The 25,231-nt window shown below is 38.1% G+C and carries 25 protein-coding genes and 1 pseudogene; 19 read left to right on the top strand and 7 right to left on the bottom strand.

The features are described 5' to 3' along the window. Window positions 1-78: 78 nt before the first annotated feature. The 5 genes from EP737_RS13435 to EP737_RS13415 all read left to right on the top strand — a co-directional run bounded on the left by EP737_RS13435 (window position 79) and on the right by EP737_RS13415 (window position 5,421). On the top strand, window positions 79-1,065 hold the full coding sequence (locus EP737_RS13435; protein WP_129728482.1) for an SIS domain-containing protein: 987 nt from the start codon (window positions 79-81) through the stop codon (window positions 1,063-1,065). Window positions 1,066-1,439: 374 nt separating this feature from the next. Next, window positions 1,440-2,726, top strand: a complete 1,287-nt coding sequence (locus EP737_RS13430) for an ABC transporter substrate-binding protein (RefSeq protein ID WP_129728481.1) — start codon at window positions 1,440-1,442, stop codon at window positions 2,724-2,726. A 64-nt stretch (window positions 2,727-2,790) separates the two neighbouring features. After that, window positions 2,791-3,669, top strand: a complete 879-nt coding sequence (locus EP737_RS13425) for a carbohydrate ABC transporter permease (RefSeq protein WP_129728480.1) — start codon at window positions 2,791-2,793, stop codon at window positions 3,667-3,669. A 2-nt stretch (window positions 3,670-3,671) separates the two neighbouring features. Beyond that, window positions 3,672-4,562, top strand: coding sequence for a carbohydrate ABC transporter permease (locus EP737_RS13420; RefSeq protein WP_129728479.1), 891 nt, complete (start codon window positions 3,672-3,674; stop codon window positions 4,560-4,562). Window positions 4,563-4,578: 16 nt separating this feature from the next. Continuing rightward, window positions 4,579-5,421, top strand: coding sequence for a fructoselysine 6-kinase (locus EP737_RS13415; protein ID WP_129728478.1), 843 nt, complete (start codon window positions 4,579-4,581; stop codon window positions 5,419-5,421). A gap of 221 nt (window positions 5,422-5,642) precedes the next feature. Here the strand turns inward: EP737_RS13415 and EP737_RS13410 are convergent, their stop codons facing one another. Beyond that, on the bottom strand, window positions 5,643-6,374 hold the full coding sequence (locus EP737_RS13410) for a GntR family transcriptional regulator (RefSeq protein WP_129728477.1): 732 nt from the start codon (window positions 6,372-6,374) through the stop codon (window positions 5,643-5,645). A 452-nt stretch (window positions 6,375-6,826) separates the two neighbouring features. On the opposite strand from EP737_RS13410, the gene EP737_RS13405 reads away from it, so the two are divergent. The 12 genes and pseudogenes from EP737_RS13405 (at window position 6,827) to gvpU (ending at window position 19,183) form a co-directional block, all read left to right on the top strand. Then, window positions 6,827-7,546 carry a 3-ketoacyl-ACP reductase gene (locus EP737_RS13405; protein ID WP_129728476.1) on the top strand — a complete coding sequence of 240 codons (720 nt, stop codon included), beginning with the start codon at window positions 6,827-6,829 and terminating at the stop codon, window positions 7,544-7,546. Between the two features lie 494 nt (window positions 7,547-8,040). After that, on the top strand, window positions 8,041-8,826 hold the full coding sequence (locus tag EP737_RS13400; RefSeq protein WP_246040254.1) for an IclR family transcriptional regulator: 786 nt from the start codon (window positions 8,041-8,043) through the stop codon (window positions 8,824-8,826). A 312-nt stretch (window positions 8,827-9,138) separates the two neighbouring features. Next, complete coding sequence (locus EP737_RS13395) at window positions 9,139-9,792, top strand: bifunctional 4-hydroxy-2-oxoglutarate aldolase/2-dehydro-3-deoxy-phosphogluconate aldolase (RefSeq protein WP_129728475.1); 654 nt, start codon at window positions 9,139-9,141, stop codon at window positions 9,790-9,792. Then, a complete protein-coding gene (locus EP737_RS13390) occupies window positions 9,789-10,802 on the top strand; it encodes a sugar kinase (protein WP_129728474.1) in 1,014 nt (337 codons plus the stop codon). The genes EP737_RS13395 and EP737_RS13390 overlap by 4 nt, the downstream gene beginning before the upstream one ends. A 202-nt stretch (window positions 10,803-11,004) precedes the next feature. Then, on the top strand, window positions 11,005-11,835 hold the full coding sequence (gene kduI, locus EP737_RS13385; protein ID WP_129728473.1) for a 5-dehydro-4-deoxy-D-glucuronate isomerase: 831 nt from the start codon (window positions 11,005-11,007) through the stop codon (window positions 11,833-11,835). 24 nt (window positions 11,836-11,859) lie between these two features. After that, entirely contained in the window at window positions 11,860-12,639 is a 780-nt protein-coding gene (gene kduD / locus EP737_RS13380) for a 2-dehydro-3-deoxy-D-gluconate 5-dehydrogenase KduD (protein WP_129728472.1), read from the top strand. A gap of 472 nt (window positions 12,640-13,111) precedes the next feature. Next, window positions 13,112-14,197, top strand: coding sequence for a beta-galactosidase BglB (gene bglB / locus EP737_RS13375; RefSeq protein WP_129728471.1), 1,086 nt, complete (start codon window positions 13,112-13,114; stop codon window positions 14,195-14,197). A 128-nt stretch (window positions 14,198-14,325) separates the two neighbouring features. Next, window positions 14,326-15,876 carry an MFS transporter gene (locus EP737_RS13370; RefSeq protein WP_129728470.1) on the top strand — a complete coding sequence of 517 codons (1,551 nt, stop codon included), beginning with the start codon at window positions 14,326-14,328 and terminating at the stop codon, window positions 15,874-15,876. Window positions 15,877-16,030: 154 nt separating this feature from the next. Then, the gene (gene rhaM / locus EP737_RS13365) at window positions 16,031-16,345 is read left to right on the top strand and encodes an L-rhamnose mutarotase (protein ID WP_129728469.1); all 315 of its coding nucleotides are present in this window, start codon (window positions 16,031-16,033) and stop codon (window positions 16,343-16,345) included. 44 nt (window positions 16,346-16,389) lie between these two features. Continuing rightward, window positions 16,390-16,590, top strand: a pseudogene (locus EP737_RS26910) (hypothetical protein); the annotation flags it as partial. Window positions 16,591-17,235: 645 nt separating this feature from the next. Continuing rightward, window positions 17,236-18,531 (top strand): glucose-6-phosphate dehydrogenase, encoded by a 1,296-nt coding sequence (gene zwf / locus EP737_RS13360; protein WP_129728468.1) that lies wholly within the window; start codon window positions 17,236-17,238, stop codon window positions 18,529-18,531. A 217-nt stretch (window positions 18,532-18,748) separates the two neighbouring features. Beyond that, window positions 18,749-19,183, top strand: coding sequence for a gas vesicle accessory protein GvpU (gvpU, locus tag EP737_RS13355; RefSeq protein WP_129728467.1), 435 nt, complete (start codon window positions 18,749-18,751; stop codon window positions 19,181-19,183). Between the two features lie 195 nt (window positions 19,184-19,378). Here the strand turns inward: gvpU and EP737_RS13350 are convergent, their stop codons facing one another. Then, window positions 19,379-19,726 (bottom strand): winged helix-turn-helix transcriptional regulator, encoded by a 348-nt coding sequence (locus EP737_RS13350; RefSeq protein WP_129728466.1) that lies wholly within the window; start codon window positions 19,724-19,726, stop codon window positions 19,379-19,381. A gap of 240 nt (window positions 19,727-19,966) precedes the next feature. On the opposite strand from EP737_RS13350, the gene EP737_RS13345 reads away from it, so the two are divergent. Then, entirely contained in the window at window positions 19,967-20,830 is an 864-nt protein-coding gene (locus tag EP737_RS13345; RefSeq protein WP_129728465.1) for an SDR family oxidoreductase, read from the top strand. A 219-nt stretch (window positions 20,831-21,049) separates the two neighbouring features. Here EP737_RS13345 and EP737_RS13340 read toward each other — a convergent pair whose 3' ends face one another. The 3 genes from EP737_RS13340 to EP737_RS13330 form a co-directional block, all read right to left on the bottom strand. Beyond that, window positions 21,050-21,295, bottom strand: a complete 246-nt coding sequence (locus EP737_RS13340) for an HPr family phosphocarrier protein (RefSeq protein WP_129728464.1) — start codon at window positions 21,293-21,295, stop codon at window positions 21,050-21,052. Window positions 21,296-21,524: 229 nt separating this feature from the next. After that, complete coding sequence (locus tag EP737_RS13335; RefSeq protein WP_165350786.1) at window positions 21,525-21,806, bottom strand: YueH family protein; 282 nt, start codon at window positions 21,804-21,806, stop codon at window positions 21,525-21,527. Between the two features lie 65 nt (window positions 21,807-21,871). Next, on the bottom strand, window positions 21,872-22,942 hold the full coding sequence (locus tag EP737_RS13330) for an AI-2E family transporter (RefSeq protein WP_129728462.1): 1,071 nt from the start codon (window positions 22,940-22,942) through the stop codon (window positions 21,872-21,874). Window positions 22,943-23,484: 542 nt separating this feature from the next. On the opposite strand from EP737_RS13330, the gene EP737_RS13325 reads away from it, so the two are divergent. Next, window positions 23,485-24,345 (top strand): 50S ribosomal protein L11 methyltransferase, encoded by an 861-nt coding sequence (locus EP737_RS13325; RefSeq protein WP_129728461.1) that lies wholly within the window; start codon window positions 23,485-23,487, stop codon window positions 24,343-24,345. 102 nt (window positions 24,346-24,447) lie between these two features. Here the strand turns inward: EP737_RS13325 and EP737_RS13320 are convergent, their stop codons facing one another. Beyond that, entirely contained in the window at window positions 24,448-24,720 is a 273-nt protein-coding gene (locus EP737_RS13320) for an ArsR/SmtB family transcription factor (RefSeq protein ID WP_129728460.1), read from the bottom strand. A gap of 85 nt (window positions 24,721-24,805) precedes the next feature. Continuing rightward, window positions 24,806-25,081, bottom strand: a complete 276-nt coding sequence (locus EP737_RS13315) for an ArsR/SmtB family transcription factor (RefSeq protein WP_379951712.1) — start codon at window positions 25,079-25,081, stop codon at window positions 24,806-24,808. Window positions 25,082-25,231: the final 150 nt, after the last annotated feature.

Here is a 25,231-nt window from a genome sequence, read left to right as displayed (position 1 = left end):
AATATTATGTAACATAACAATATATAACATATTAAAAAGAACTATGTTATATAAAATGAAAATAAGAGGTGGAAAGAAATGAGTAAAGCGGTAGCGAATGTAAACAGTCAAGTGCAGGTTGTGTTGGATGAATTGCAAAGTAAAAGCATCAGCAATATATTTTTTGTAGCATGCGGCGGTTCCTCTGCTATTATGTATCCGGCGAAGTATGTGCTAGATCGTGAAGCAACAAAACTTGTTTCTGATTTGTATAGTTCAAATGAGTTTATTCATCGAAATCCACGTCAACTAGGGGAAGAATCACTAGTTATTTTGTGTTCCATGTCCGGAACGACTCCTGAAACAGTAGAGGCCGCTAAGTTTGCAAAAGAAAAAGGGGCTTATACAGTAGCTTTGACGAATGAGCCAGAGTCTCCATTAGCCAAAAACTCAGATCGTTTCTTGAAATATGAATGGGGTAACGATGTAAGCGCTTTCGACACTAATCTTGGCGTTTTATATCAATTAGTCTTTGGGATATTGCATGTTGTTGAAAACAATGAAAAGTTTGTAAGGTTAGTCACAAGCTTAGAGAATTTACAAGCTGTGTATGAAAAAGCATTGCAACAAGAAGGCGAAAATGCAAAGGTGTTCGCAGCATCCCATGCAAAAGAGCCTGTCATCTATACAATGGCAAGTGGCGCTAACTATGGAGTTGCTTATTCCTTCAGTATTTGTATTCTTATGGAGATGCAGTGGATTCATTCACACGCAATCCATGCTGGTGAGTATTTCCATGGTCCATTTGAAATTATTGATGAGAAAGTACCATTTATCATCCTGCTGGGGTTAGATGAAACAAGAGCGTTGGAAGAGAGAGCGCTGTCCTTCTCTAAGCGCTACGGAAAGAAGCTTACTATCTTAGATGCAAAGGAATACGATCTTGCAGGTATCGATGAAGAGGTAAAAGGATACATTGCGCCGTTAATCTTAAACAGTGTATTACGTAAGTATGCAGAAGAGCTAGCAGAAGCGCGTAATCATCCGTTAAGTACAAGACGTTATATGTGGAAGGTGGAATATTAATCTATCTTAATAAAACTTTGAATATTTACTCTTTTTAAAATCTACAATATAATGTTATATGACATTATGGTATAGTTTTTATCAAAGATATAATAAATTTTAGGAATATTTTTCAGATAACACGGACTGCTGACTGTAAGGGAAGGCTCCCCGACCGATGAGATAAAAAATATCTCATCGGTCAGAGAGCTGTCCTTCACGAGCAAAAGGGGCAGATCCGCTTTTCTTATACTGTAAGAAAAGATAAATTTCCAGCTAGAAGCGAATTCGATGTAGTCTGAAATTTTAAGAATACAATATAAGCGCAACTACGTCTCTGTCTTCGCCAATCGGCGAGTTTTCTTTAAAACATAAGTTGATAGGGGGCAATATCAATGAAAAAGGCAAAGCTTGTATTGGCATCAGTTTTGGCATTATCTTTATTGCTTGGCGGCTGTTCTAGTCAAAAAACGTCTTCTGAGGTAAAAGATGAGAAGGGAACAATTACGTTGAAATTTTTCCACAGGTGGCCAAAGGAACCTGAGAAAAGCTATTTTGAGAATGTTGTGCAGGAGTTCGAAAAGCAGCATCCTAATATCGACATTCAAACAGAAGCTGTCTTAAATGATTCCTATAAAGAAAAGATTAGAGTATTACTAGGAACGAATAATCCCCCCGACATATATTTTACGTGGAGTGACCAATTTGCCTACAAGTTTGTACAAGGAAATAAAGCTCTTGATTTAACCTCTTATTATAAGGAAGATACAGCTTGGTCCTCCCAGCTTGTTCAAAATCAAATCACCCCGTTTTCATTCGAAAATAAATATTACGGTGTACCTTGGCAAATGGACGGTAAGTCATTTTTCTACAACAAGGATATCTTTGCAAAGTTGAATTTGCAGCCTCCTACAACATGGGACGAGTTCATGAAGGTACTAAAAGTATTAAAAGACAATAAATACACTCCTATCGCATTTGGAAGCAAATCTACATGGCCAATTTCCCATTATATTGGAACTTTGAATCAAAGGCTGGTTGACGAAAAAACACGTGAAAAGGACTATAATCCGAAAACAGGAACATTTACAGACTCTGGCTATGTAGAAGCACTGAAAAAAATCAAAGAGTTGATCCCTTATTTTACAGAAAACTCAAATTCTGTTGACCATGAATATGCAAGGGGAACATTTAATTCGGGTAAAGCTGGCATTCTGTATGCAGAAACAGCCGAAATCTCATTGGTACCAGATGTGAAAAACTTAGGGCTCTTTCATTTCCCTGCAATTGAAGGACAAAAAGGAGATTCGGCTTATTTAACAGGGGCGCCTGAAGGCTTTATGATTTCGTCAAAAACAAAGCACCCAAAAGAAGCAATGGAGTTTCTGAAGTTCTTAACCTCTAAGGAAATGGGAGAAAAATTAGTGAAGGATGTTGGCAAGTATAGTGCAGTAAAAGAGACTACGAATGAGACCAATGCTACTCCAATTCAAATAGAAGCGGTTAATCAGATTTTAAATGCTAAGCAAATGGTTCCTTGGTTTGATACAGATGTGGATATAGAAATAGTAGATGCGTACTTAACGAATACTCAACTGATGCTGAATGGAGAAAAAACTCCTCAAGAGGTCATGAAAGAGGTACAAAAAGCTGCAGATGCCCTAAGAGCATCTAAAAATTGATGATGTGAGAGAGGGGCGGAGGCAGCCCTCTGCCTTCTCTTTCAGTAAAAGGAGTGAGACAATCGTGCTAAAACGCAATAAGTTCATACCATTCCTATATCTGTTTCCAGCATTGGCATTTTTATTATTTGTCTATGTTCCGATTTTCCAAAATATCAGTTCCAGCTTCTATCAGTGGAGTTCCTTTTCTCCAGATAAAATATTCGTGGGGCTCGATAACTATGTAAACTTGTTTCAAGATCCAGTCTTTTACCAAGCTTTAAAAAATAATGTTCTTTATGCTATTATCTCAATTGCATGCCAAGTCTTTGGAGGTCTGGTAATCGCTTCTATTTTAGAGGACAAGCTGATTCGCAAGTTTTCCCCTATTTTTAGAACTATCTATTTTCTTCCCGTTGTGATTTCGATGACTGTCATCGCGCTATTATTTAGCTTTTTCTATAATCCCGATATTGGATTGTTAAATCAATTACTGCGTGGGATAGGACTGGATAATCTGGCAAAGGCGTGGCTAGGCGATAGCGATACCGCAATGTATGCGGTAATTGCAGTATCTCAATGGCAATCAATTGGGTATATCGCGATGCTGTATATCGTGGCGATTCAGAAGATCCCGTCCGAGCTATACGAGGCTGGTGAAATAGATGGTGCGAATAAAATACAATTGTTCTTCCATGTTACAGTGCCGCAAACGAAGGAGATGTCATTTGTAACCGTTATTATGACCTTAGCTGGAGCGTTTACAGTATTTAATGAGCCGTATATTTTAACAGGCGGAGGGCCAGGAAATGCATCTGAGGTACTGAGTACATACTTATATAAGAATGCATTTGTGAAGGATGCGATGGGATATGCATCTACGATCGCAACTGTCATCCTGATAATCACCGTAATTCTTTCCGCTGTTCAAATGGGGTTATTCAAAACAGGAAGGGAGGAGTAAGCATGGAGGTTTCAAAGCCGGAGTCTGTGACAGCAACCCTATCTGTGGAAGCTGTGAAAAGAAAAAAACGAGGAAAAGGCTATGCTGGGCTAACAGGTGTATACATGATGCTGATTGTGTACTTAGTTGTCATTGCTTATCCATTACTATGGATGGTAATGAGTTCATTCAAGACCAACGATGAAATTTTTACTCATAGCTGGGCTCTTCCTAAGCAATGGCTATTTGAAAATTACACGGCTGCTTGGAACCAAGGAATCTCTTCCTACTTCTTAAACAGCGTAATTGTAACGGCGCTAACTTGTATGATAACTGTTTTAGTCAGCTCATTGGGTGCATATGGATTGTCTCGGTTTGAATTTAGGTTTAAATCTATTATTCTTATTATTTGTTTAGGAGGGCTTATGCTATCTCCTCAGGTGAGCTTAATTCCGCTTTATAAGATGATTCAGTCAATAGGCCTGTATAATACGTATTGGGCGTTGATTCTTCCTTATACCGCGTATCGTATCCCATTCACAATATTGCTCATTCGTTCTTACTTTCTATCTATTCCGAAAGAGCTTGAGGAGTCAGCTTATCTAGATGGTTGTACAAGTTTGGGGATATTTGTAAGGATTTTCTTGCCGATGAGCAAGCCTATTTTAGCGACAGCCACCGTTTTGACAGCCTATCATACATGGAATGAGTTTATGTTTGCTATTATCTTTATAGACGATAATAGTTTAAAAACAATACCAGCTGGGCTCATGCAGTTCCGGGATGCATTGCAGACGGATTGGGGAGTATTGTTGGCTGGATTGACAATCTCAGCCGTACCAATTGTTGTTGTTTTCTTATTCCTGCAAAAATATTTTGTTCGTGGGATTGCAAATGGAAGTGTAAAAGGATAATGAGGAGGAAATATCAATGAAATTATTGGCAATCGGAGATAACGTAGTAGATTATTATAAAGATCAGGGGAAAATTTATCCTGGTGGCAATGCACTGAATGTAGCGGTGCTATGCAATCGATTAAATCATGAACAGTCCTCTTATATGGGGATTGTAGGAAATGATGAAGCTGCCATCCATGTGCTGGAGTCGCTACGGCAGGAAAAGGTAGACATCAGCAGAATCAGACAAGCTGTTGGAGAGAATGGAATGGCTGTTGTTACACTTGATAAGGAAGGGGATCGTATTTTTGTCGGTTCCAATAAAGGAGGCGTTCAATCACGGATAGGAATTGTGCTGGATGAGCAGGACTTTGATTATATTCGTCAGCACGATCTTCTCCATACAAGTGTGTATAGCCGCCTAGAACACCATCTTCCGAAATTAAGCCGGGTGATTGATATCGCCTTTGATTTTTCTACTAATCAAGAAGAAACATACTTACAGCAGGTTTGTCCGCATATAAGCTATGCTTTTTTCTCTGGAAGCGGCCTAACGAAGCCGGAATGTACAGAATTAATTCAGAAGGTACATTCGCTAGGGACAAAGGTAGTATGCATCACACGTGGCGGAGAAGGTGCCATTTTATCAATTGAAAATGAAATATACAAGCAGCCTATTATCCCAACCTCGGTTGTAGATACGTTAGGGGCGGGTGATTCCTTTATTGCGGGCTTTCTTTCCTCTTATGTACAAGAAAAGGACGTAAAACAGGCCTTGCATATGGGAGCCGCAGTTGCATCACAAACCTGCCAATATTATGGAGCATTTGGCTACGGCAAAGACTATACTTCTGGTTCTGCCATTGTTCGAAGCTAAAGAATACGTAAGGAAAAAAGGGGAATGAAGTCGCACATTATAACGCGGATTCATTCCCCTTTTCTTCTTGCGCAGTAAGAAATTTTAGGAATACAGTATAAGTGTAGCTACGCCTCTGGCTTCGCTCGGGGGGCAAGGCTCTCTAATCGGCGAGTTTTCTTTATGCGATAAGAAAGTATAACTTTTCGGGGCGATGTCTAGCTCCCAAGGCCCCCCTTTTCTTATGAGGTAGATGTATCGATTGTAAATGTCACACGGTTTGCAGGATAATATAGAAAGGAAGAATGGATCGGCTGCTTGTTGACATCATATGCAATTTTCTCAACCTTAAAGAGCGGTTCTCCTACTTCACATTCCAAATGCCTTGCTTCCGCAGCATTTGCAAAGATTAAATTTAATAATTTTTTATTATGAACAGGTGTTACATTATACTTGCTTTTTAATGTCTCATACATAGAAATCGAATCCTGAACATACTGATTCAAGTTCGGGAAGACGTTAAGGGAATAATGAGAAATTTCCAAAGCGAGAGGTTTATCATCAAAATATAAAATACGCTGCAGCTCTAGTACATCACTTTCTGAAGAGATACATAATGCTGTAGCAATTTGTTTAGATGCAGGCTGGATGTTGAATGAAAGGATCTTGTTGTGAGGGGCTTTCCCTAATTCCGACATATACTCGGAATGTCCGTTGACTGCGATTAATTCCCGTTTTACCTTTGGATGTTGCACAAATGTTCCCTTTCCTTGCTGCCTGACAAGAAAGCCTTCTTCTACTAATTCCAGAACGGCTTTTCTAACTGTAATTCGGCTTACACCATAGATTTCACATAAGTCTGTTTCCGTTGGCAGCCTCTCGCCAGGGGAGTATATACCTCTATGAATATCCTCTGTAAGAGCTTGCTTTAGCTGAATATAGAGCGGTGTGGAACTATGTGTGTTCAGCTTCATGATTGCATCTCCCTTCTTAAATTTTTACACTAGGATAAAATGTTAATTTGCAACTAAAAGCGAATTTTTCTTTATGGTAAATTTTAGAAATGTGGTATAAGTACAACAGGACTCGTTAGTCGGTAAGTTTTCTTTACACTGTAAGAAAGTACAAATTTCTAGCTGGAAGACAATTCGACGTAGTGAGAAATTTTAGGAATACAGTATAAGTGCAACTACACCTCTGTCTTCGTCCAAAGGCAGGCCTCGCCAATCGACGAGTTTTCTTTATTTAAATTATAACGTAATGTAATGTTATAATACAAATTTTCTGCTTGTTAAGAAAATAGGCTATATCAATTACTCAAGCAGCTCGGCTGCTCTACTTCCGAACAGAAGATTCGCTTTTTTGAAAATATATCCTTATAATAAGCTATTGTTACATAGCTGAAGTAAAGAAAGGATGTGCAAGCATGCAATCATTACAAGGGAAGACAGCGATTATTACCGGTGCAGGCAGAGGGATTGGTCGTGCGGCTGCTATTGCATTAGCTAAAGAAGGCGTAAATATTGGGCTCATCGGGTTAACGATGACAAATCTGGAAAAAGTAGCGGATGAATTACAGGAGTTTGATGTAAACGTGTCTGCGGCTGCGGCGGATGTTGCAGATTTAGAATCAATTACCCATGCAGTGGCACATATTACAGAGGATTTAGGTCCGATTGACATTCTGATTAATAACGCAGGTACTGCCAAGTTTGGCGGCTTTATGGAGCTAGAGCCTACCGAGTGGGAAAATATCATCCAAGTAAACCTGATGGGTGTGTATTATACAACAAGAGCGGTATTGCCACAAATGATTGAAAGAAAGTCAGGAGATATTATTAATATTTCCTCTACAGCTGGTCAAAAGGGAGCGCCTGTAACAAGCGCGTATAGCGCATCTAAGTTCGCTGTATTAGGTTTGACAGAATCATTAATGCTTGAGGTGAGAAAGCACAACATTCGTGTAAGTGCTTTAACTCCAAGTACAGTGGCGACAGATTTAGCTATTGAACAAAATTTAACGGATGGCAATCCTGAAAAGGTGATGCAGCCGGAGGATTTAGCAGAATTTATGGTAGCGCAATTGAAACTGAACCCACGCATCTTTATTAAAAATGCAGGAATGTGGTCGACAAATCCATCATAATAAATATTAGCGAGTCGTGTTTCAGACTGTGGAGAAGGTCTCTCTACAGTCCTTTTTGTGTTTGAATGCTTTTTCACAATTTAAGAAAGTATAAATTTCCAGGACTGTCATTATGGCTTCTGAAAAGTCAAAATAGTTTTATCTTTAATCAAAATAGTGTGTTGTTCTTTATTGAGAAAACGTTTACAATGATTTGTAATTAAAGTCATAAAAACTCAAAAATTTAATAGTGTCATAATTTTGCTTGGATTCTGTTCGTAAGCTAGTTCGTTTCTTGGAGGAATCCAGCACTTGTTTTGTACTTTGAAAGACGATTATGTACAATATTAGATGTTTATTGTAGTTTTGCGACACACTCTAATAAGTTTCCTTTTTGTGTGTTTAATGATATGATTTTTAAAAGTCCTTCTTAATGCAAAGAGAAAGGACTTTTACTGTTTTTATATTTATGAACTATACCTCAATCTTTTAATTAATATAAGGAAGTGATGTTAATGGATAAAATAATGGATAAGACAATGGATGAAAAAAAACAGCCTTATGGAACGGTTCTTATTAAAGCTTCTCTTATCTTAGATTTCTTATCTAAGTGTGATGAACCGCAGCCTTTAATTACCATTGCTAAAGAAACCGGGCTAACTACTTCTACAGCTCTAAAAATCCTAGATACTTTGCTTCTAATAGGGTATGTTCAAAAGGATCTGGATTCCAAAAGATTCAGTCTTGGTTTATCTATGATTAAATATGCTAATAAAGCAATTAGTAATTTGGATATAAAACAAATAGCTCAACCTCACTTAGAGGAGTTGCAGAAGGTGACGAGTGAAACTGTTCACTTAGGGGTTCGCGATAAGGATAGTATTGTTTATGTAACAAAAATAGAGAGTAAAAATCCTGTATGTTTATATTCTAAAGTTGGTAATACTGTTCCTATGTATTGTTCAGCAATGGGAAAGGCCGTTCTAGCCGATGTACCAGATGAGGAGGTTAGGAATTATTTAAGCCGTAATCCACTAACTAAATTGACAAATAACACGATTACTACAGAATCTGGTTTTATGGAAGAAATAGTAAATGTTAGAGGGTTAGGTTATGCCCATGATGATAGTGAACATGAAGAAGGCGTATTTTGTGTTGGAGCATCCATTACTTTAAATAATAAAAATTATGGTGCAATTAGTGTTAGTATGCCAAAATACAGGTTAACTGAAGAATTTCATAAACAAATTATTGAAGCAGTACAAAAATGTAAATTTAATATCCTAAATGATATTCAATAAGCCCATCTTATCGCAAATAATGATAATAAAATGGCTGCTCCTTAATTTCGATAAAAGCCTCTGATGACAATTGTAATAATAAAATTGTCGTCAGGGGCTTTTATTATACTTTTATAAGTTAAAATTTTACATATTTAAGACGGAAGGGTTAACTTGTTATGCATTCAGGATTGCATTCGCTTTCATGATAATATATAATCCGAGTATAGTTTCTAAATAATAAATACAATTTCCTATAAGGAAATATCGAGTGGTGTTTTGATAGTAAGAAAATCAATTTATTACTAATACTTAAGCTTGCGGAGGAGTCGTATGAATAAACTAAACGTTTTAACAAAAATATCCCAATGTGGAGTTGTTGCGGTTTTGAGAGCGGATTCTGTAGAAGAAGCGGTTCGAATGTCAGAAGCATGTATCGAAGGTGGTATTTTAGGTATCGAAATTACATTTACGATTCAAGATGCAGATGCTGTTATTAAGCAGCTAGCATCCATCTATTCCGGCAGAGGAGATGTAGTGATTGGCGCAGGTACTGTACTTGATGCAGCAACTGCTCGTATCGCGATCTTAGCTGGTGCGCAATATATTGTAAGCCCAAGCTTTGATGAAGAAACTGCTAAACTATGTAACTTGTATCAAATTCCGTACCTTCCAGGCTGCATGACGATTACTGAAATGAAGCGTGCATTAGAACTTGGAGTAGATATTGTAAAGCTATTCCCGGGAAGCGCCTTCGGACCTGATTTTGTCAAGGCAGTAAAAGCGCCGCTTCCACAAGTGAATATTATGCCAACAGGCGGGGTAGATTTAGACAATGTAGAAAAGTGGATTCAAAATGGTTGTGTGGCAGTTGGAGTAGGCGGGAATTTAGTTGCTCCAGCGAAAACAGGAGATTACGCACAAATTACTTCACTTGCTCAGCAATATGTAGAAAAAGTGCAACAGGCAAGGGTAAACCAGCCATGAAAAAAATAGTGACACTTGGAGAAATTATGCTTCGTCTCTCTACTCATATTGGGGAACGTCTTTCTCAAACTAATCATCTGACAATGCATTATGGTGGGGGAGAAGCAAATGTTGGGGTGTCTCTTTCGCATTTTGGATATGATGTTTATTTTGTGAGCAAAGTACCGGACAATCCATTAGGTCTAGGTGTGAAGCGTCATCTTCAATCACATGACGTTTATGTGGAGTATCTCTTAACAGGCGGAGACCGATTGGGTACGTATTATTTAGAAGCAGGTATTGGGGAACGAAGTGCAAAAGTGACGTATGATCGAAAATATTCCAGTTTCTCAGAGTTACTAGCAGCCGAACTAGATTTTGATGAAATCTTTCAAGGTGCATCCCTTTTTCATCTTTCCGGCATCACCCCAGCTTTGTCCGCTTGTTTGAAAGAAGTAGCGCTCGTCGCACTGCAGAAAGCAAAGGAACATGGAGTTATGACAAGCTTTGATTGTAACTATCGCGCCTCGCTTTGGAGCCATAAGGAAGCATCGGAAGTATTTCAAACGTTATTGCCGTATGTGGATATTTGCTTCTGCGGCGAATTGGATGCCATTTACTTATTAGGCATTGAACAAGCAGCGGACACACTAACAAGAGAAGAGAAACTAGTATTCTATTATGAAAAAATCAAAGAAATGTATCCGAACATTCAATATATGAGTTCTACCTTCCGTGATGTGTACTCAGCATCAAGTAATACATTACAGGGAACTTTATACGCGGACGGTACACTTTATGTATCTAAGAAACATGGGATACAGCCGATTGTAGACCGTGTGGGCGGTGGTGATGCGTTTGCGGCAGGAATTCTATATGGTCTGTTGGAAACATTAGCACCGCAAACAACAGTTTCATTTGCGACTGCAGCCTCTGCGTTAAAACATACTGTGCACGGCGATTGTAATGTTTTCACAGCTGAAGAGATATTCCAATTCATTGAAAATGGTTCTGGTAAGATTGCACGCTAATAAAGAAAACTCGTCGATTGGCGAGCCCTGCATTTGGGCTAAGACAGAGGCGTAGTTGCACTTATACTTTCTTTCTAAAATTTCTCACTACGTCGAATTGTCTTCCTGCTAGAAATTTATATTTTCTTAAAGTGCAAAGAAAACTCGCGGACTATAAAGAGTCCCTAATAAAACCTAACTAAAAAGAAAAGAGGAATCAATCATGGAAACACGTTATGCGCATCATCCTGAGGATATCAAAACATACACAACAGAACAATTACGCAGTCAGTTTTTAGTAGAAAAAATCTTTGTAGAGGGCGAAGTAAACCTAACATATACGCATGTGGATCGTATGATTTTTGGCGGTGTGATGCCAAAGGCAGAAGCATTAACGATTTCATTAAGCAAAGAATTAGGAGTCAGCTATTTCTTGGAACGCCGTGAAATGGGTGTGATTAACATCGGCGGTGATGGTGTAATCGTGCTTGATGGTGTGGAATACGATATGAAGCGTCGTGATGGTTTATATGTAGGAAAAGGAACAAAAGAGGTTTTGTTTTATTCCAAGGATGCAGCTGATCCTGCGAAGTTTTATATCAATTCTGTGCCGGCGCATCAAACATACCCAACGGTAAAAATTGATATTAACAATATCGAACCGCTTCGTTTAGGAAATCCAAATACCTTGAACCAACGTGCGATTTATCAATATGTTCATCCAAATGTATGCCAAAGCTGTCAGCTTCAATTAGGTTTGACGATGCTAGAGCCAGGAAGCGCTTGGAACACGATGCCGTGCCATACGCATGAGCGCCGCATGGAAGTATATCTCTACTTTGATATGGAGCCGGAAACACGTGCGTTCCACTTTATGGGGCAGCCAAATGAAACGAGACATTTAGTGATCGCTAATGAGCAAGCAGCGATTTCCCCAAGCTGGTCCATCCACTCGGGTGTTGGTACAAGCAACTATACATTTATTTGGGGCATGTGCGGCGAAAATATCACGTACGACGACATGGATGCAGTGAAAATGGAAGATTTAAAATAAAGCTGGATAAAGGTGGGGTAGAGCATGACGAATTTAGATACATTTTCCATGGATTTCTTTCGCTTAGACGGAAAAGTAGCGATTGTAACAGGTGGAAACAAAGGGATCGGACAAGGATTTGCAGTAGCGTTAGCTAAGGCCGGTGCGGATTTGTTTATTGTCACACATGGTACTGAGTGGGACGAAACAAAGAGGCTTATTGAAAAAGAAGGTCGTAATGTAACATTTTTTCAAGCTGAGTTAACGAGGAAAGAAAGCATCAACGAAATTGTTAAGGCATGTTTAGATGCATACGGTAAAATTGATATTTTAGTTAATAATGCAGGTACGATTCGTAGAGCGCCGCTTTTGGAATATACAGAAGAAGATTGGAATGCTGTAATGGATCTTAATTTAAATGCTTTGTACTTTTTAAGTCAAGAAGTAGCAAAGGTTATGGTCGAGCAAAAGAGCGGAAAAATCATTAACGTGGCATCGATGCTATCGTTCCAAGGGGGTAAATTTGTACCGCCATATACGGCTAGCAAACATGGTGTGGCAGGGATTACAAAAGCATTTGCAAACGAATTAGCTGTGCATAATGTACAAATTAACGCAATTGCACCTGGATATATCGCAACAGCAAATACAGCACCAATCCGTGAAGATGAAACACGCAACAAGGAGATATTATCACGTATTCCAGCGGAACGTTGGGGAACACCAGCTGATTTAATGGGAACAGTTGTATTCCTAGCAAGCCGCGCATCTGATTACATGAATGGCCACATTATAGCAGTAGATGGCGGATGGTTGGTAAGATAGAACTGTATCTGTGAGCTAGAGAATATTAAATAGTTTTAAAATCATGTACCAAGACTTTTTTTAGAGCAAACTCGTCGATTGGCAAGCCCTTGACCTTGGGCGAAGCCAGGGGCGTAGTTGCACTTGCGCTGTAGGGTATTTATACTTTCCTACAGTGTAAAAAAAGCTTGGTACATAGCATTTATAAATGTTGTTTTGTTTTTGTTTTTAACTTTTGTTTTTATGATGAAGTAATAGATTTAAAGTTAAATGTTTAAAAAACAGATAAAACATGTTGTTTTTCAGTGGGTTTACTTCTGAATAGCAGATTTTTTGAAAAAAAGAAGTATAATAAAGACAGGAAAGATAATCAAAAGTTAACGTGTAATGAAAACGTTATCTCTCTAATATTATACAATATTTTATTTTTTAAAGCAGTACCATTAGTTTTAACAACCATGCCAATTTATTCATAAAAAGGAGTGTTTTAACGATGCAAAGACAAGAAATTGAACAAAAAATTGAATTATTAATTGATAACTTAGTTAATCTGAATGATCCAGAAGGGAAGTATGCGATTCCTCTTGCAGATGGACGTAAAATAGATAATAAGAGCTTTAATTACTGGGAATGGACAGCAGGCGTAGGCCTTTATGGAATGGTGAAATACTACAAGCTTACAAAAAATGAAAAAGTATTGAATATTATTATTAACTGGTTCGATGAGCAATTTAAACAGCCGCCGGTTGAGAAAAATGTGAATACGATGGTGCAAATGATCACACTTGCGTATTTATATGAAGAAACAGAAAATCCAACTTATTTACCGTATTTAGAAACATGGGGTGATTGGTTATATCACGATATGACGAGAACAAAAGATGGTGCCATTCAACATGTTGTCTTTGGTTCAGAAAATTACCAACAACTATGGGACGATACGTTAATGATGAGTGTTTTACCTTTGGCGAAGATCGGTCTTTTGCTAAATAAACCTGAATACATTGAAGAAGCTAAAAAGCAATTTTTAGTACACATTAAGTATCTTTTTGATAAGAGAACGGGATTATGGTTCCATGGCTGGACTTTTGAAGGGAATCACAACTTCGCTGAAGCACTATGGGGTCGTGGAAACTCTTGGATAACAATTGCAATTCCTGAATTTTTAGATTTAGTTGATTTGCCAGCAAATGATCCAGTCCGTCAGATCTTAGTTGATACCCTTGACAGACAATTAGAAGCTTTGGAAGCATGTCAAAATGAAAACGGTTTATGGCATACTTTATTAGATGATCCATCATCTTATGTAGAAGCATCTTGTACAGCAGGTTTCGCATTCGGTACATTAAAAGCTATCCGTAAACGTCATGTAGATAAAAAGTATTTGAAGATGGCATTAAAAGCAGTCCAAGCAGTTATTGAGAATATCGATGACAAAGGGGAACTACAGCACGTATCTGCTGGTACAGCAATGGGAGACACGCTAGATTTCTATAAAAAGATCCCTGTGACAGGTATGCCTTATGGACAATCAATGGCTATTCTTTGCTTAGTAGAATATTTATATTACAACATTTAAAGAAAGGTGTCTGAGCTCTCACTTGCTGATTCGTGGGAGTTCGGAATCTTACAACTGTAATATTTAATTAATATCTTATTAGTGTTTCAGATTTTTGATTACGGTTTCATAAATTGGAGGAAGGCAAAATGGGAGAAAGGTCAAAAGAAATAAAACTTATTAATTATTTGTCCTATGGATTAGGGGATTTTCTAGGAGCAGGAGCCTTTGCCTTAACCGCTGCATGGTTACTATATTTTCTTACAACCTTTTGTGGATTAACCGCCGTTGAAGCTGGTTCCATTTTCGCGATTGCCCGGGTAGTCGATGCAGTTGCTGCGCCAACAATGGGGTATATTACAGATAATTTTCATAAAACAAAGCTAGGTCGCCGGTTTGGGAGACGGAAATTCTTTATTTTAGCTGCGATTCCTCTTGTTCTTGTCTATACGTTAATTTGGGTCGATGGATTTGGATATTGGTACTATCTATTAACGTACATTATCTTTGAACTCGTGTATTCTATGGTCTTAATTCCTTATGATACACTAGCGGCAGAAATGAGCAACGATTATAAGATTCGTTCAAAATTTACTGGCGCAAGAATGTTTATCGCTCAGGCTTCTGCTGTATTTGCTGCATTTATTCCTGGACGTCTTGTAGAAACTCTAGGTAAAGATGATCCTCTCACTTTCTTGTATTCCGGCATCATTTTTACCGTCATATTTATTATCGTGTTATGCCTTCTCTATAAAAATACTTGGGAACGCCCTTTTGATGAAATTCCCGAGGAAAAGCTGGTAGATAAGAGAACATTTTTACAAAATGTTCAAAAGATTTATCTTGATTTATTCTCTACCTTGCGTGTAAAAACATTCCGTCACCACTTAGGTATGTATTTAGGCGGATATTTAAGCCAAGACGTATTTAACGCGGTATTCACTTATTTTGTAGTCTTTGCTCTTATGAAAAGTGCTGTAGTTGCTTCTAATTTATTAGCATTTATGTTTATGCTGCAAATTATTGGTGTATGGATTGCGATGACAATAACTATTAAATTGAATCCAGCTCCGGCTTACCGCACTGCGATTTCTCTATTTATTCTTGGTATTGCAGGATTTATCGTATTAGAGTTTACTGGTATGACAAATAGTTTACCGCTATTGTTTGTTATGATTGGTATTGCAGGGTTGGGACGCGGTGGACTTAACTATATTCCATGGAACAACTATGCATTTATTCCTGATGTGGATGAAGCGTTAACGGGTCAGCGACGTGAAGGAGTGTTCGCTGGAGTTATGAGCTTAATCCGAAAAGGTACGCAAGCACTCGCAGTATTTCTAGTAGGTGCTATTTTAGACGCATCAGGATTTGTTTCAGGTCAAGAAACACAACCAGACTCTGTAGTTAATACTATCATATTTATCCTATTGTTTGGTACACTTTTCTTCTTAATTGGCGGATTAATTGTTTCCTTCCGTTACAAATTAACAAAAGAAAATCATGTTACCTTGATAGCTGAGATTGAACGCTTGAAAAATGGTGGATCTAAAAAAAGTGTTACTCCAGAATCTCGTCAGGTGTTTGAACAATTAACAGGTTGGACCTATGAAAAGTCATGGGGGAATAATCCGGTTGGCTATGAGAATTATGTGAATTACAAAAATAAAAAAAACGATGAGAAAGAATTAATCTCGTAGTGTAATATGTAATGGCTGTAAATGTCTCTTCATTTACAGCCTTTTACGGGTTCGGATAGTTTTATTACATTTTAATGGATGTTGGCTATCAGGCAGCGACTCTATATTAAAGAAGTTTCTGACGGTATTTAAAAAGAACAAAGGAGAATGAATAATGATTAGAAAAGCGTCTATCATGTTTGTTAATAAAGACAGTTATGATGAATATAAACAGAGACATGATGAAATTTGGCCTGAAATGGTAAAAGAGTTAAAAGCACATGGAGCTCATAATTATTCTATTTTTTTAGAAAAAGAAACTGGAAAGTTATTTGCTTATGTAGAAATTGAAAGTGAAGAGAAATGGAATCAAATGGCTGAAACCGCGATTTGTAGAAAATGGTGGGAATATATGAAACCATTAATGAAAACAAATCCGGATAATAGCCCGGTTGCTGTTGAATTAGTAGAAATGTTTTATATGGAATAGATAGAAAATAATTAGTTTAGGTTAGGAATACGAAGGATCTTGTACAAGCTATACAATTTGTATTATTCCATGCAGAGGAATTTAAAATTTCAAAGGAGCATTATGCTGTAGCAGGATTTTTAGCAGGCAGACATCGGGCTGCCACACTTGGAACAGATAACTTTAGGAGCTTATTGAGAGTAAGAAGGGAAAGTTATAAGCGAAAAAAGCCATCATCAAAAGGTGATGGCTTTTGTGCACTGTAGGAAGGTGTAAATTTCCAGATAGAAGCGAGTTCGACGTAGGTGGAAGTTTTAGGAGTACAGTATGGGAGCAACTACGGGGCTCACCAATCCTTCGCTGACAACCGTAGCCTTAGCTATTCGAACGGCAGATTATATTGCGAACCACAGGGAATAAATTTTTTTTGCACCAGAACCTTAGCTATATATTTACAATTGCATTCGTTTTCAGAATAATATATAATCTGGATATAAATTTTCTGAATGATAAATAACATTTCTGTATAGGAAATTTATTTATGTTTAAAGTGCGTTACTCCGAAGAGATATTAGGCTCCTGATTTATATTTGTTACAATACAATCTTTTCAAAAGAAGCGGCAGTTACAGAGAAAATTCTCTATTTTTTGTTCCTATCGTCCAAGCCTCTTTCGTTTAGTTTTTAATAAGCTTTATTCCGCCATTAACTAATATTTCTATAATGGAGAAAAAATAGTTTTTACATTTTAAGAAAGTATAAATTTCTAGCTGGAAGACAATTCGACGTAGCGAGAAATTTTAGGAATAAAGTATAAGTAGGGCTACGCCCCTGTCTGCGCCCAAGGGCAGGGCTTGCCAATCGGCGAGTTTTCTTTAAGAAATGTGTTCAATAAAAAGGGGGAACGAAAAAATGGAATCTATGACCTTTGTCTTATTTGGAGCAACGGGGGATTTAGCTAAGAGAAAAATTTACCCTGCTTTATACAATTTATTTGTTGATCAAAAACTGCCCCAATCGATTTCTATTATTGGTCTGGGCAGGAGAGCTTTGTCTGATGCTGAGTTTCAAAATCGCGTGGAACAATCAATAGAAACATTTTCTAGGCGGGTGGAGCATGACTATTCCAAAATGGGAGAGTTTCTCGATGCCTTTCGTTATAAGGTTCTAGATGTAACAAATACCGAAGATTACGGGAAGCTACTGGATTTTGTAGAGCGACGTGAAGAAGAGTTACATATTCCAGAAAACCGAATGTTTTATCTATCGGTTGCACCAGAGCTTTTTGATGGGATTGCTTTAAATATTAAGGAGAGTGGATTAGGTTCGACAAAGGGTTGGAAACGTCTGATTATTGAAAAACCATTTGGACATGATCTAGAATCTGCTCGCGATTTAAATGTAAAACTAAGCAAGGCCTTTGAAGAGGAAGAAATTTATCGGATTGACCATTATCTTGGAAAACCAATGGTTCAAAACTTGGAAGCTTTAGCATTTGCAAATCCTGTTCTGCAAGCATTATGGAACAATCAATATATTGCTAATGTGCAAATTACAGCTAGTGAAACGGTTGAGGTAGAAGAGAGAGCAGCGTATTATGACGGGGCAGGAGCGATTCGTGATATGGTGCAAAACCATATGCTGCAGCTGCTGATGATGACAGCTATGCATCTACCAAAACAAATTAGCGCAAATGATATCCGTGAGGAAAAAAGAAAGGTTATGGAATCTCTTCGTCCGTTAAAAAAGGAAGATGTAGGCTTACATGTGATTCGCGGTCAGTATAGTGCAGGAGAGATTCACGGTCAGCCGGCTGCCGGCTATACAGATGAGCCTGGAATTGAAGCTTCTTCCCACAATGACACGTTTGTGGCTGCTAGGTTGCGGATTGATAATCCATTTTGGGATGGAGTGCCTTTCTATATTCGTACAGGAAAAAGAATGAAAGAAAAATCTACTCGTATCGTAATCGAGTTCAAAGATTCATTAAAAGAGTTATATAGAAATCGAAATGAGCAAACAGAGCCTAATCTTTTGATCATCGAGATCAATCCGAATGAGAATGTTTCCCTACAGCTCAATAGTAAAAACCCATTGAATGATGGAAAGATGGAGCCAGTAAGGATCAATTTCACATCAGAACAAGAAGGTGTGCCTGAGGCTTATGAACGGTTGATTTTTGATGCACGAGTTTTATCAGTATCTTAATGTTCTTCAAATCCTATGAAATGAAATTTCCCTTATTTGGTGTACTGCGACATTCATCAAGGTAAAAGCTATTGTCCGCAAACTCAAAAGCACGTTATTCTTTTCTCATGTTATTAAGAAAAGATGACGTGCTTATTTTGCTTCCCCTTTAAGAAAGGGAGTATAAATTTCCAGCTAATGTTATAATCTGAAGTGTAATCAGAAAGGAGACAGGCTAATGAGCGAAGAAACAAACGAACTTAAGTATTTTGAGGGAAAGTATATTGAGCGTGATATTTATCTAAATACTATCATTGCTTTAATCGAACATAAGGAAATCCAGCTTGAGGTAGGTATTACCCTTAATGTGGGCGGGGCCATTATTTCAGGCACAGCTATTTCTCGTAAAAAATATCTAGAAGGAATAGTTAACGCTGTATCAGGTGAAGATAGCAGCGTAGCCAAGCTGTTCGGTGAGATATACGGAAACTTTTTAGAAATGGAGGAAGACTCAGAAGAAGAGACGGCAGCTCCTCCTGACTACAACTTCATTCATCTGAAGAATGTCCAGATTTTTGGAGTGAATCAAGAACCTATATCCCTTAACGGTAATTATTGGAGAGGTAAATTAAGTGCAGTGGATGGATATACGATTGGTAATATGGAATTATAAAATTCCTTCATAATAAAGGAAAAATGGAAGGGGAGATAAAGCAGACACTTTATCTCCTTTTTTACATTGTAAGAACATATAAATTTCTAGCTGGATGCCAATTCGACGTAGCGAGAAATTTTAGGAATACAGAATAAGGGTAACTACGCCTCTGTCTTTGCCCGGGGGCAGGGCTCGCCAATCGGTGGGCCTTCCTTAGCTCTTCATATGTTTTTTACCCCACTCTCCCATAATGTCTAGTATAGGGACAAAGCTTATCCCTTTTGATGTTAGCGAGTATTCTACTTTGGGAGGAACTTCTTTATATACCTCTCTATGAACCATTTGGTCTTCTTCCAGTTCCCTCAGCTGTCGCGTCAATATTCCTTTTGAAATACCAGGCAACAACCTTTGAAGTTCATTGAATCTTCTTGTCCCCTTACTTAGATGCCATAGAATAATGATTTTCCATCTTCCTGCGGTTAAATTTTGAGTATACGTTACAGGACATACTTCTTCCTGTCCTTTAGGAGGGGGTTCTCCCGGAATCTTAAAGCGAGCCATCGTGTTATCCCTCTCGATCATAATGGTACTATTTTTGTGACTATGTCATAAAAAAATGCCTACTTTTATTATTATGACTATGGATATACTATATACCTATACTTGATACTTCAACAAGTAAAACCTTTAGATAAACGGGTGAGTGCACCGTAAGTCATTATTCTGTTTAGGGATAATGGTATAGGTTAAACTGCTGTAACAATCATCATTACGATAAAACATATATTGGGGGAAAAGACAATGAAAATGCTAGTAACAGGTGCAACAGGAAAATTGGGAACGAAGATTGTAGAGACGCTGCTGAAAACTGTACCAGCGAGTCAAATAGCTGTAAGTGTTCGCAATCCAGAAAAAGCGGAAGGATTACGAGCTCGCGGAGTGGAGGTTCGCCAAGGAGATTTTGATCGTCCAGAAACATTGGATTCTGCTTTTGCAGGTATTGATCGCTTATTGCTTATTTCTGCAGATGGAGACAATGAAACGAGAGTTCGTCAACATACCGATGCCGTAGCTGCGGCAGAGCGTGCTGGAGTTAAATTTATTGCTTATACTAGTGTAGCAAATGTAAGTGAAAGTACGATATTCCTTGCCCCGCCACATGTTGCTGCGGAAGAAGCGATCTTAAAAACAGGTATTCCTTATTCTTTCTTACGCAATAACTGGTACTTGGAGAATGAAATCTCAAGCATTCAAGGTGTTCTAGCAGGAGCCCCTTGGGTGACATCAGCAGGTTCTGGCAAGGTAGGTTGGGCATTACAACAAGAGTATGCGGAGGCTGCGGCAGCTGTACTGGCTGGGAATGGCCATGAGAATACGGTCTACGAGCTTTCTGGTAAGCTCATGACTCAAGAAGAACTTGCAGCTGCTCTTGGTACTGTATTAGGTAAAGAGGTACCTGTGCAACAGATTGATGACGCTGCTTATGTCGATATCATGAAAGGTGCAGGCGTACCAGAATTCGTTATTCCTTTCCTTGTAGAAATCCAAAAAGGCATTCGGGAGGGAGCTTTGGAAATCGAGAGCAATGATTTTGAAAAACTTCTCGGTCGTCCAGTTACGCCAATCCGCGAGGCGCTGACTCAAATCGTGAATGGAATCTCTTAAACAAAATAATTGAACGCAAGTAAAAACCGACCTTTCAGAGGTCGGTTTTTACTAAAGATAGATTGGCTATGAAAGACAGCTATTTGATTTATATCTTATCCTGCGCTTTAAGAAAGTCTAAATTTCCAGCTAAAAGTCAATTTGGTGTAGTGGGAAATTTTAGGTATACATTGTAAGTACAACTTCGCCTAACGGCTCGCCAGTCGGCGAGTTTTCTTTTTATAATCTGTTAACAATAGCTGCGATTGCTTCTTGTTCATCTGTTCCTATAGCTGTCACTGTTACTTCTGCTCCTTTTTGTAGAGGCAGAGACAATAATCCAAGTGTATCCTTTAAATTAATCTTTTTGTTATAGGTAGGGGTATATAAAGCAATTTTACTTTGGAATTTTTTTGCCTCTTGGACAATCTCCGAAATTCGCTTTATATGATGATCTCCTTGCAATAATACAGTTTGTTTCACCATATATATCCCTCCCTTGATTAAATTCTGATTATTGTAGTGTATTTTAACTAGAGGTTGGAGGAGTCAAGCTATCCTCTTATGTTAATTATAAATGGATATCCAGCATATTACAGATATGTTGTAAGATAATCTTGCGCTTTTTTTGCACTGTAATTATGTCGTTTTGGAAAATTAAGGATGATATGTAGTCAGTTTAGACATTAGCCGCTTTATCATTTAATTGTCTAGATTACCACCTGATAACATTATCGTAAGGCGTCTTTTCATTATGAACTGCTTTGTTAATTACATCTGCTAGCTCTTGTGCAAGCTGATACTGTAATCCCTGACGACAAAGGGAACGAAGCAGTTCATTATATTCTTGTTTCGCCTCATCATGTGTGCCAATATCATAGCGAAGTAAAAATGACCACTCTTTTTGAGGAATAGCAACAAGTACACGATTTTCGCTTATATTTTCGAGATATACTTTTAAAACTCCAGTACCCTCGGCTACATCATATTGTTTCATTAGATACTCCCCCTTTTTCTGTAGATTTCGTTCCATTTTTCAATAAAAGAAATACCTAATAAAGATTAGGTGCTTTTATTGATTTTCAGCAGCCTATAGCTATGCTGCACAATAACCTTGCATACTGCATATATAGGAATAATTAAAATCATCCCGAGCACCCCAGCCAAATTTCCTCCAACTAAAATGAGAAGAATGATGGTAAGCGGATGGATTTTCAGGGCGCGTCCCATAACAAGCGGAGATACAAAGCTGCTTTCAATTTGCTGGGCGGCAAACATAATGATGATAACATATACAACCATAATCGGGTCCTGCAGCCAAGCAGCAATGATAGCAGGGATTACTGCCAAAAATGGTCCGAGAAACGGAATGATATTCATGACCATACCGAACAGGGCTAGCAAGAGCGCATAATCAAGACCGATAATCAAATAGCCAATTAACAGCAACACACCGATACATGTACTTACAATGAGCTGGCCTTGAATGTAGCTAGCTAATGCTTTATCCATATCGCCTAAGATGCCGCGGATATAATCTGTTTTCGAGCTTGGGAAGAAACGAATTACACTCGGAACAAATTTGTCGCGGTCGCTTAATAAATAGAAGAGAATGAACGGCACAATGGCGAGCGCCACAACAAGACTGACCGTATTGCTTAGGAGCGTACCGATGGATGAACCTGTTACCGCTACGATATCGCCAAGGCTATCGGTGATATAGGTAACACCTTCCTTGACATACTGCGGGATAAACTGTTGATGTTCTTGCCAGTAATGAATTCCTTTTTGCACAGAGTCGATCATTTTTGGTGTATTATGGACTAGGTTTACGAATTGCTTTTGAATAATCGGTCCGATAAACGAAATAACAAAGGTCAGAAGACCGGCTATTACCAAAAAGATGACTACAATTCCAATCCCTCTCGGCACCTTTCGTCCTTCCAGCCAATGCAAGAGAGGGCGGCAAAGATAAAATAAAACTCCTGCTATTAAAAAGGGTGTAAACAAGGTTTGTACAAATATAATAAGTGGTGTAAAAATAAACTTCACTTCATTCGCCAGCCAGATGATGACGAGGCACAAGATGATTGCTATGCTAACACGAAACCAACGTGTGTTTGATATCCCCATTTTGCTGTTCGCTCCTTCTTAGTCAATTTTTCCTGTCCTTCCTTAAATTATAGAAACATTGTGAGTGATCCTGCAATCTTATCATGTTATTAAAGGGAAAGGATAGGATTTCATAGGATAAACTGAAGTTATTTTATAGTTTTTCAGTAATTAATTAGCCTCTTTACTAGATTGTTGCGGAATGAACGCGGAACATTACCGCTACCTTTTAGCTTACACTTTAAGAAAGTATAAATTTCTAGCTAGAAGACAATTCGACGTAGTAAGAAATTTTAAATAAAGATTTTTCTGAGGAACAATTAGCCTCATTCATTATACCAAATTACCCTATTATTTTGAGGATTCTGTTCCAATTTAAGAAAGTATAAATTTCTAGCTGATACTCCCCTAACCTTATATATAAAGAAAAAACATGACGTACAAAATCGCAGAATTTTGTACGTCATGTTTTTTATATTTCTCTATTTTTTGTATAATTATTAACGAAAACGGTTAGGTAAGTAAGAGATTGATGCAGTATGAGTTAAAGGAAGTGTGAGAGGATGTATGAATTTAGCATAACATTGCCATATACACAGGTGGAGGAAGCCGCGCAAAGATTGTATGAGGCAGGAATTTATAATTTATATTATGAGGCTCCGATTGAGGTGAAGGTGACTCAAAATGGATATGCATTTGAGACAGATACACAGCAGCAGGTAGATTTAAAGGTGTATGGGGATGAAGATCCGGAGCAATATCTTTCTATACTTCCTGCACTTTTATCTATTAGAAGGGAAGAGATTATATATCGGATGGTGGAAACACAGGAGTGGAACCAAGCGTTTGAAGATATTGAGCTGAAAAACGGATGGGTGATCCGCTACGCTGGTTCTGACAAAGAGTACAAACCGGAGGCGACGCTGCATTTAGATCCGCAAGGGGCATTTGGAACAGGTATTCATGGGACAACACAAGCTTGTTTGGAGGTTATTTTAGACCGTGATTTCACGAAGAAGAGGGTCTTGGACTTAGGAACCGGATCAGGTATTTTAAGTATAGCGGCGTTATTAAAAGGTGCTCAGGAGGTTATAGCTGTAGATTTAGAGCCTGTTGAACGGGAGATCTTACATCATGCAAATTTGAACGGCGTAAAGCAAATCCAAATTGTACAGGCTGATTTAATAGATGGAAGCTACCGTATCCAAGATTGGTTTGATTGGATTTTTATTAACATTGGAGGAGATGAGGCAAAAATAATTATCGATAGACATGAGCTGCTGGAAAAAAGCAATCATTTCCTTGTCTCAGGCCTGGTTGAATGGCATACGGAGCATGTAATTGCTTTGTTTCAAAATGCTGGCTTCTCTTTGCAAAAGAGATTGCAGTCCGATGAGTGGATTACGATGTATTTTAATAAATGACGATTGTACATAAAAGTGTCCCATAGATTACAGTCTATGGGACACTGTATGCATAAACAGCTTCTATTTTGCGGCTATTAGGCTGCAAGCCGATTCGTCTGCTTACGCAAGTGTAGAAAGAATGGATTTTGCGCGGTCGTCAACAACCTCATAGTAAATCTCTAGACCTTTACGTGTCCCGGAAATAATTTTTGCGGATTTCAGCTTAGATAAATGCTGGCTAATTGTACTTTGCGGCATTTTGAATTCCTCATACATCGATGTGACATTTGTAGGACCGTTTGCGATCATTGTCTCAATCAGCCCTAAACGAACAGGATGAGCTAAAATTTTTAATACTTCGGCACTGTTTTCGTATTTTCCTATTTTTTGCATTTTAACTTCGCTCCTTTATTATCTTTTGGTTATGTTCTTACTAAGATAAGATACATAGTTCTTCATATTGTACGGAATTGATAACTTACGCAAGTGTAGAAAGAATGGATTTTGCGCGGTCGTCAACAACCTCATAGTAAATTTCTAAGCCTTTACGTGTCCCGGAAATAATTTTTGCGGATTTTAATTTAGATAAATGCTGGCTAATTGTACTTTGCGGCATTTTAAATTCCTCGTACATGGATGTTACATTCGTAGGACCGTTTGTGATCATCGTCTCAATCAGTCCTAAACGAACAGGATGAGCTAAAATTCTTAATACTTCGGCACTGTTTTCATATTTTCTTATTTTTTGCATCATAATTTTTCTCCCTTGTTATCTTTTACTTGTATTCTTGCTAAGATTAAGATACATAGTTCTTCATATTGCATGGAATTGATAATATTGACATTGAACATGCTAATAAGAGAGGTTTCTTATACTTTAAGAAAGGATAAATTTCTAGCTGGC

The sequence above is a fragment of the Ectobacillus funiculus genome (assembly GCF_004138295.1).
Classification (GTDB): Bacteria; Bacillota; Bacilli; order Bacillales; family Bacillaceae_G; genus Ectobacillus; species Ectobacillus funiculus.
This window is presented reverse-complemented; position numbering and strand designations above follow the sequence as displayed.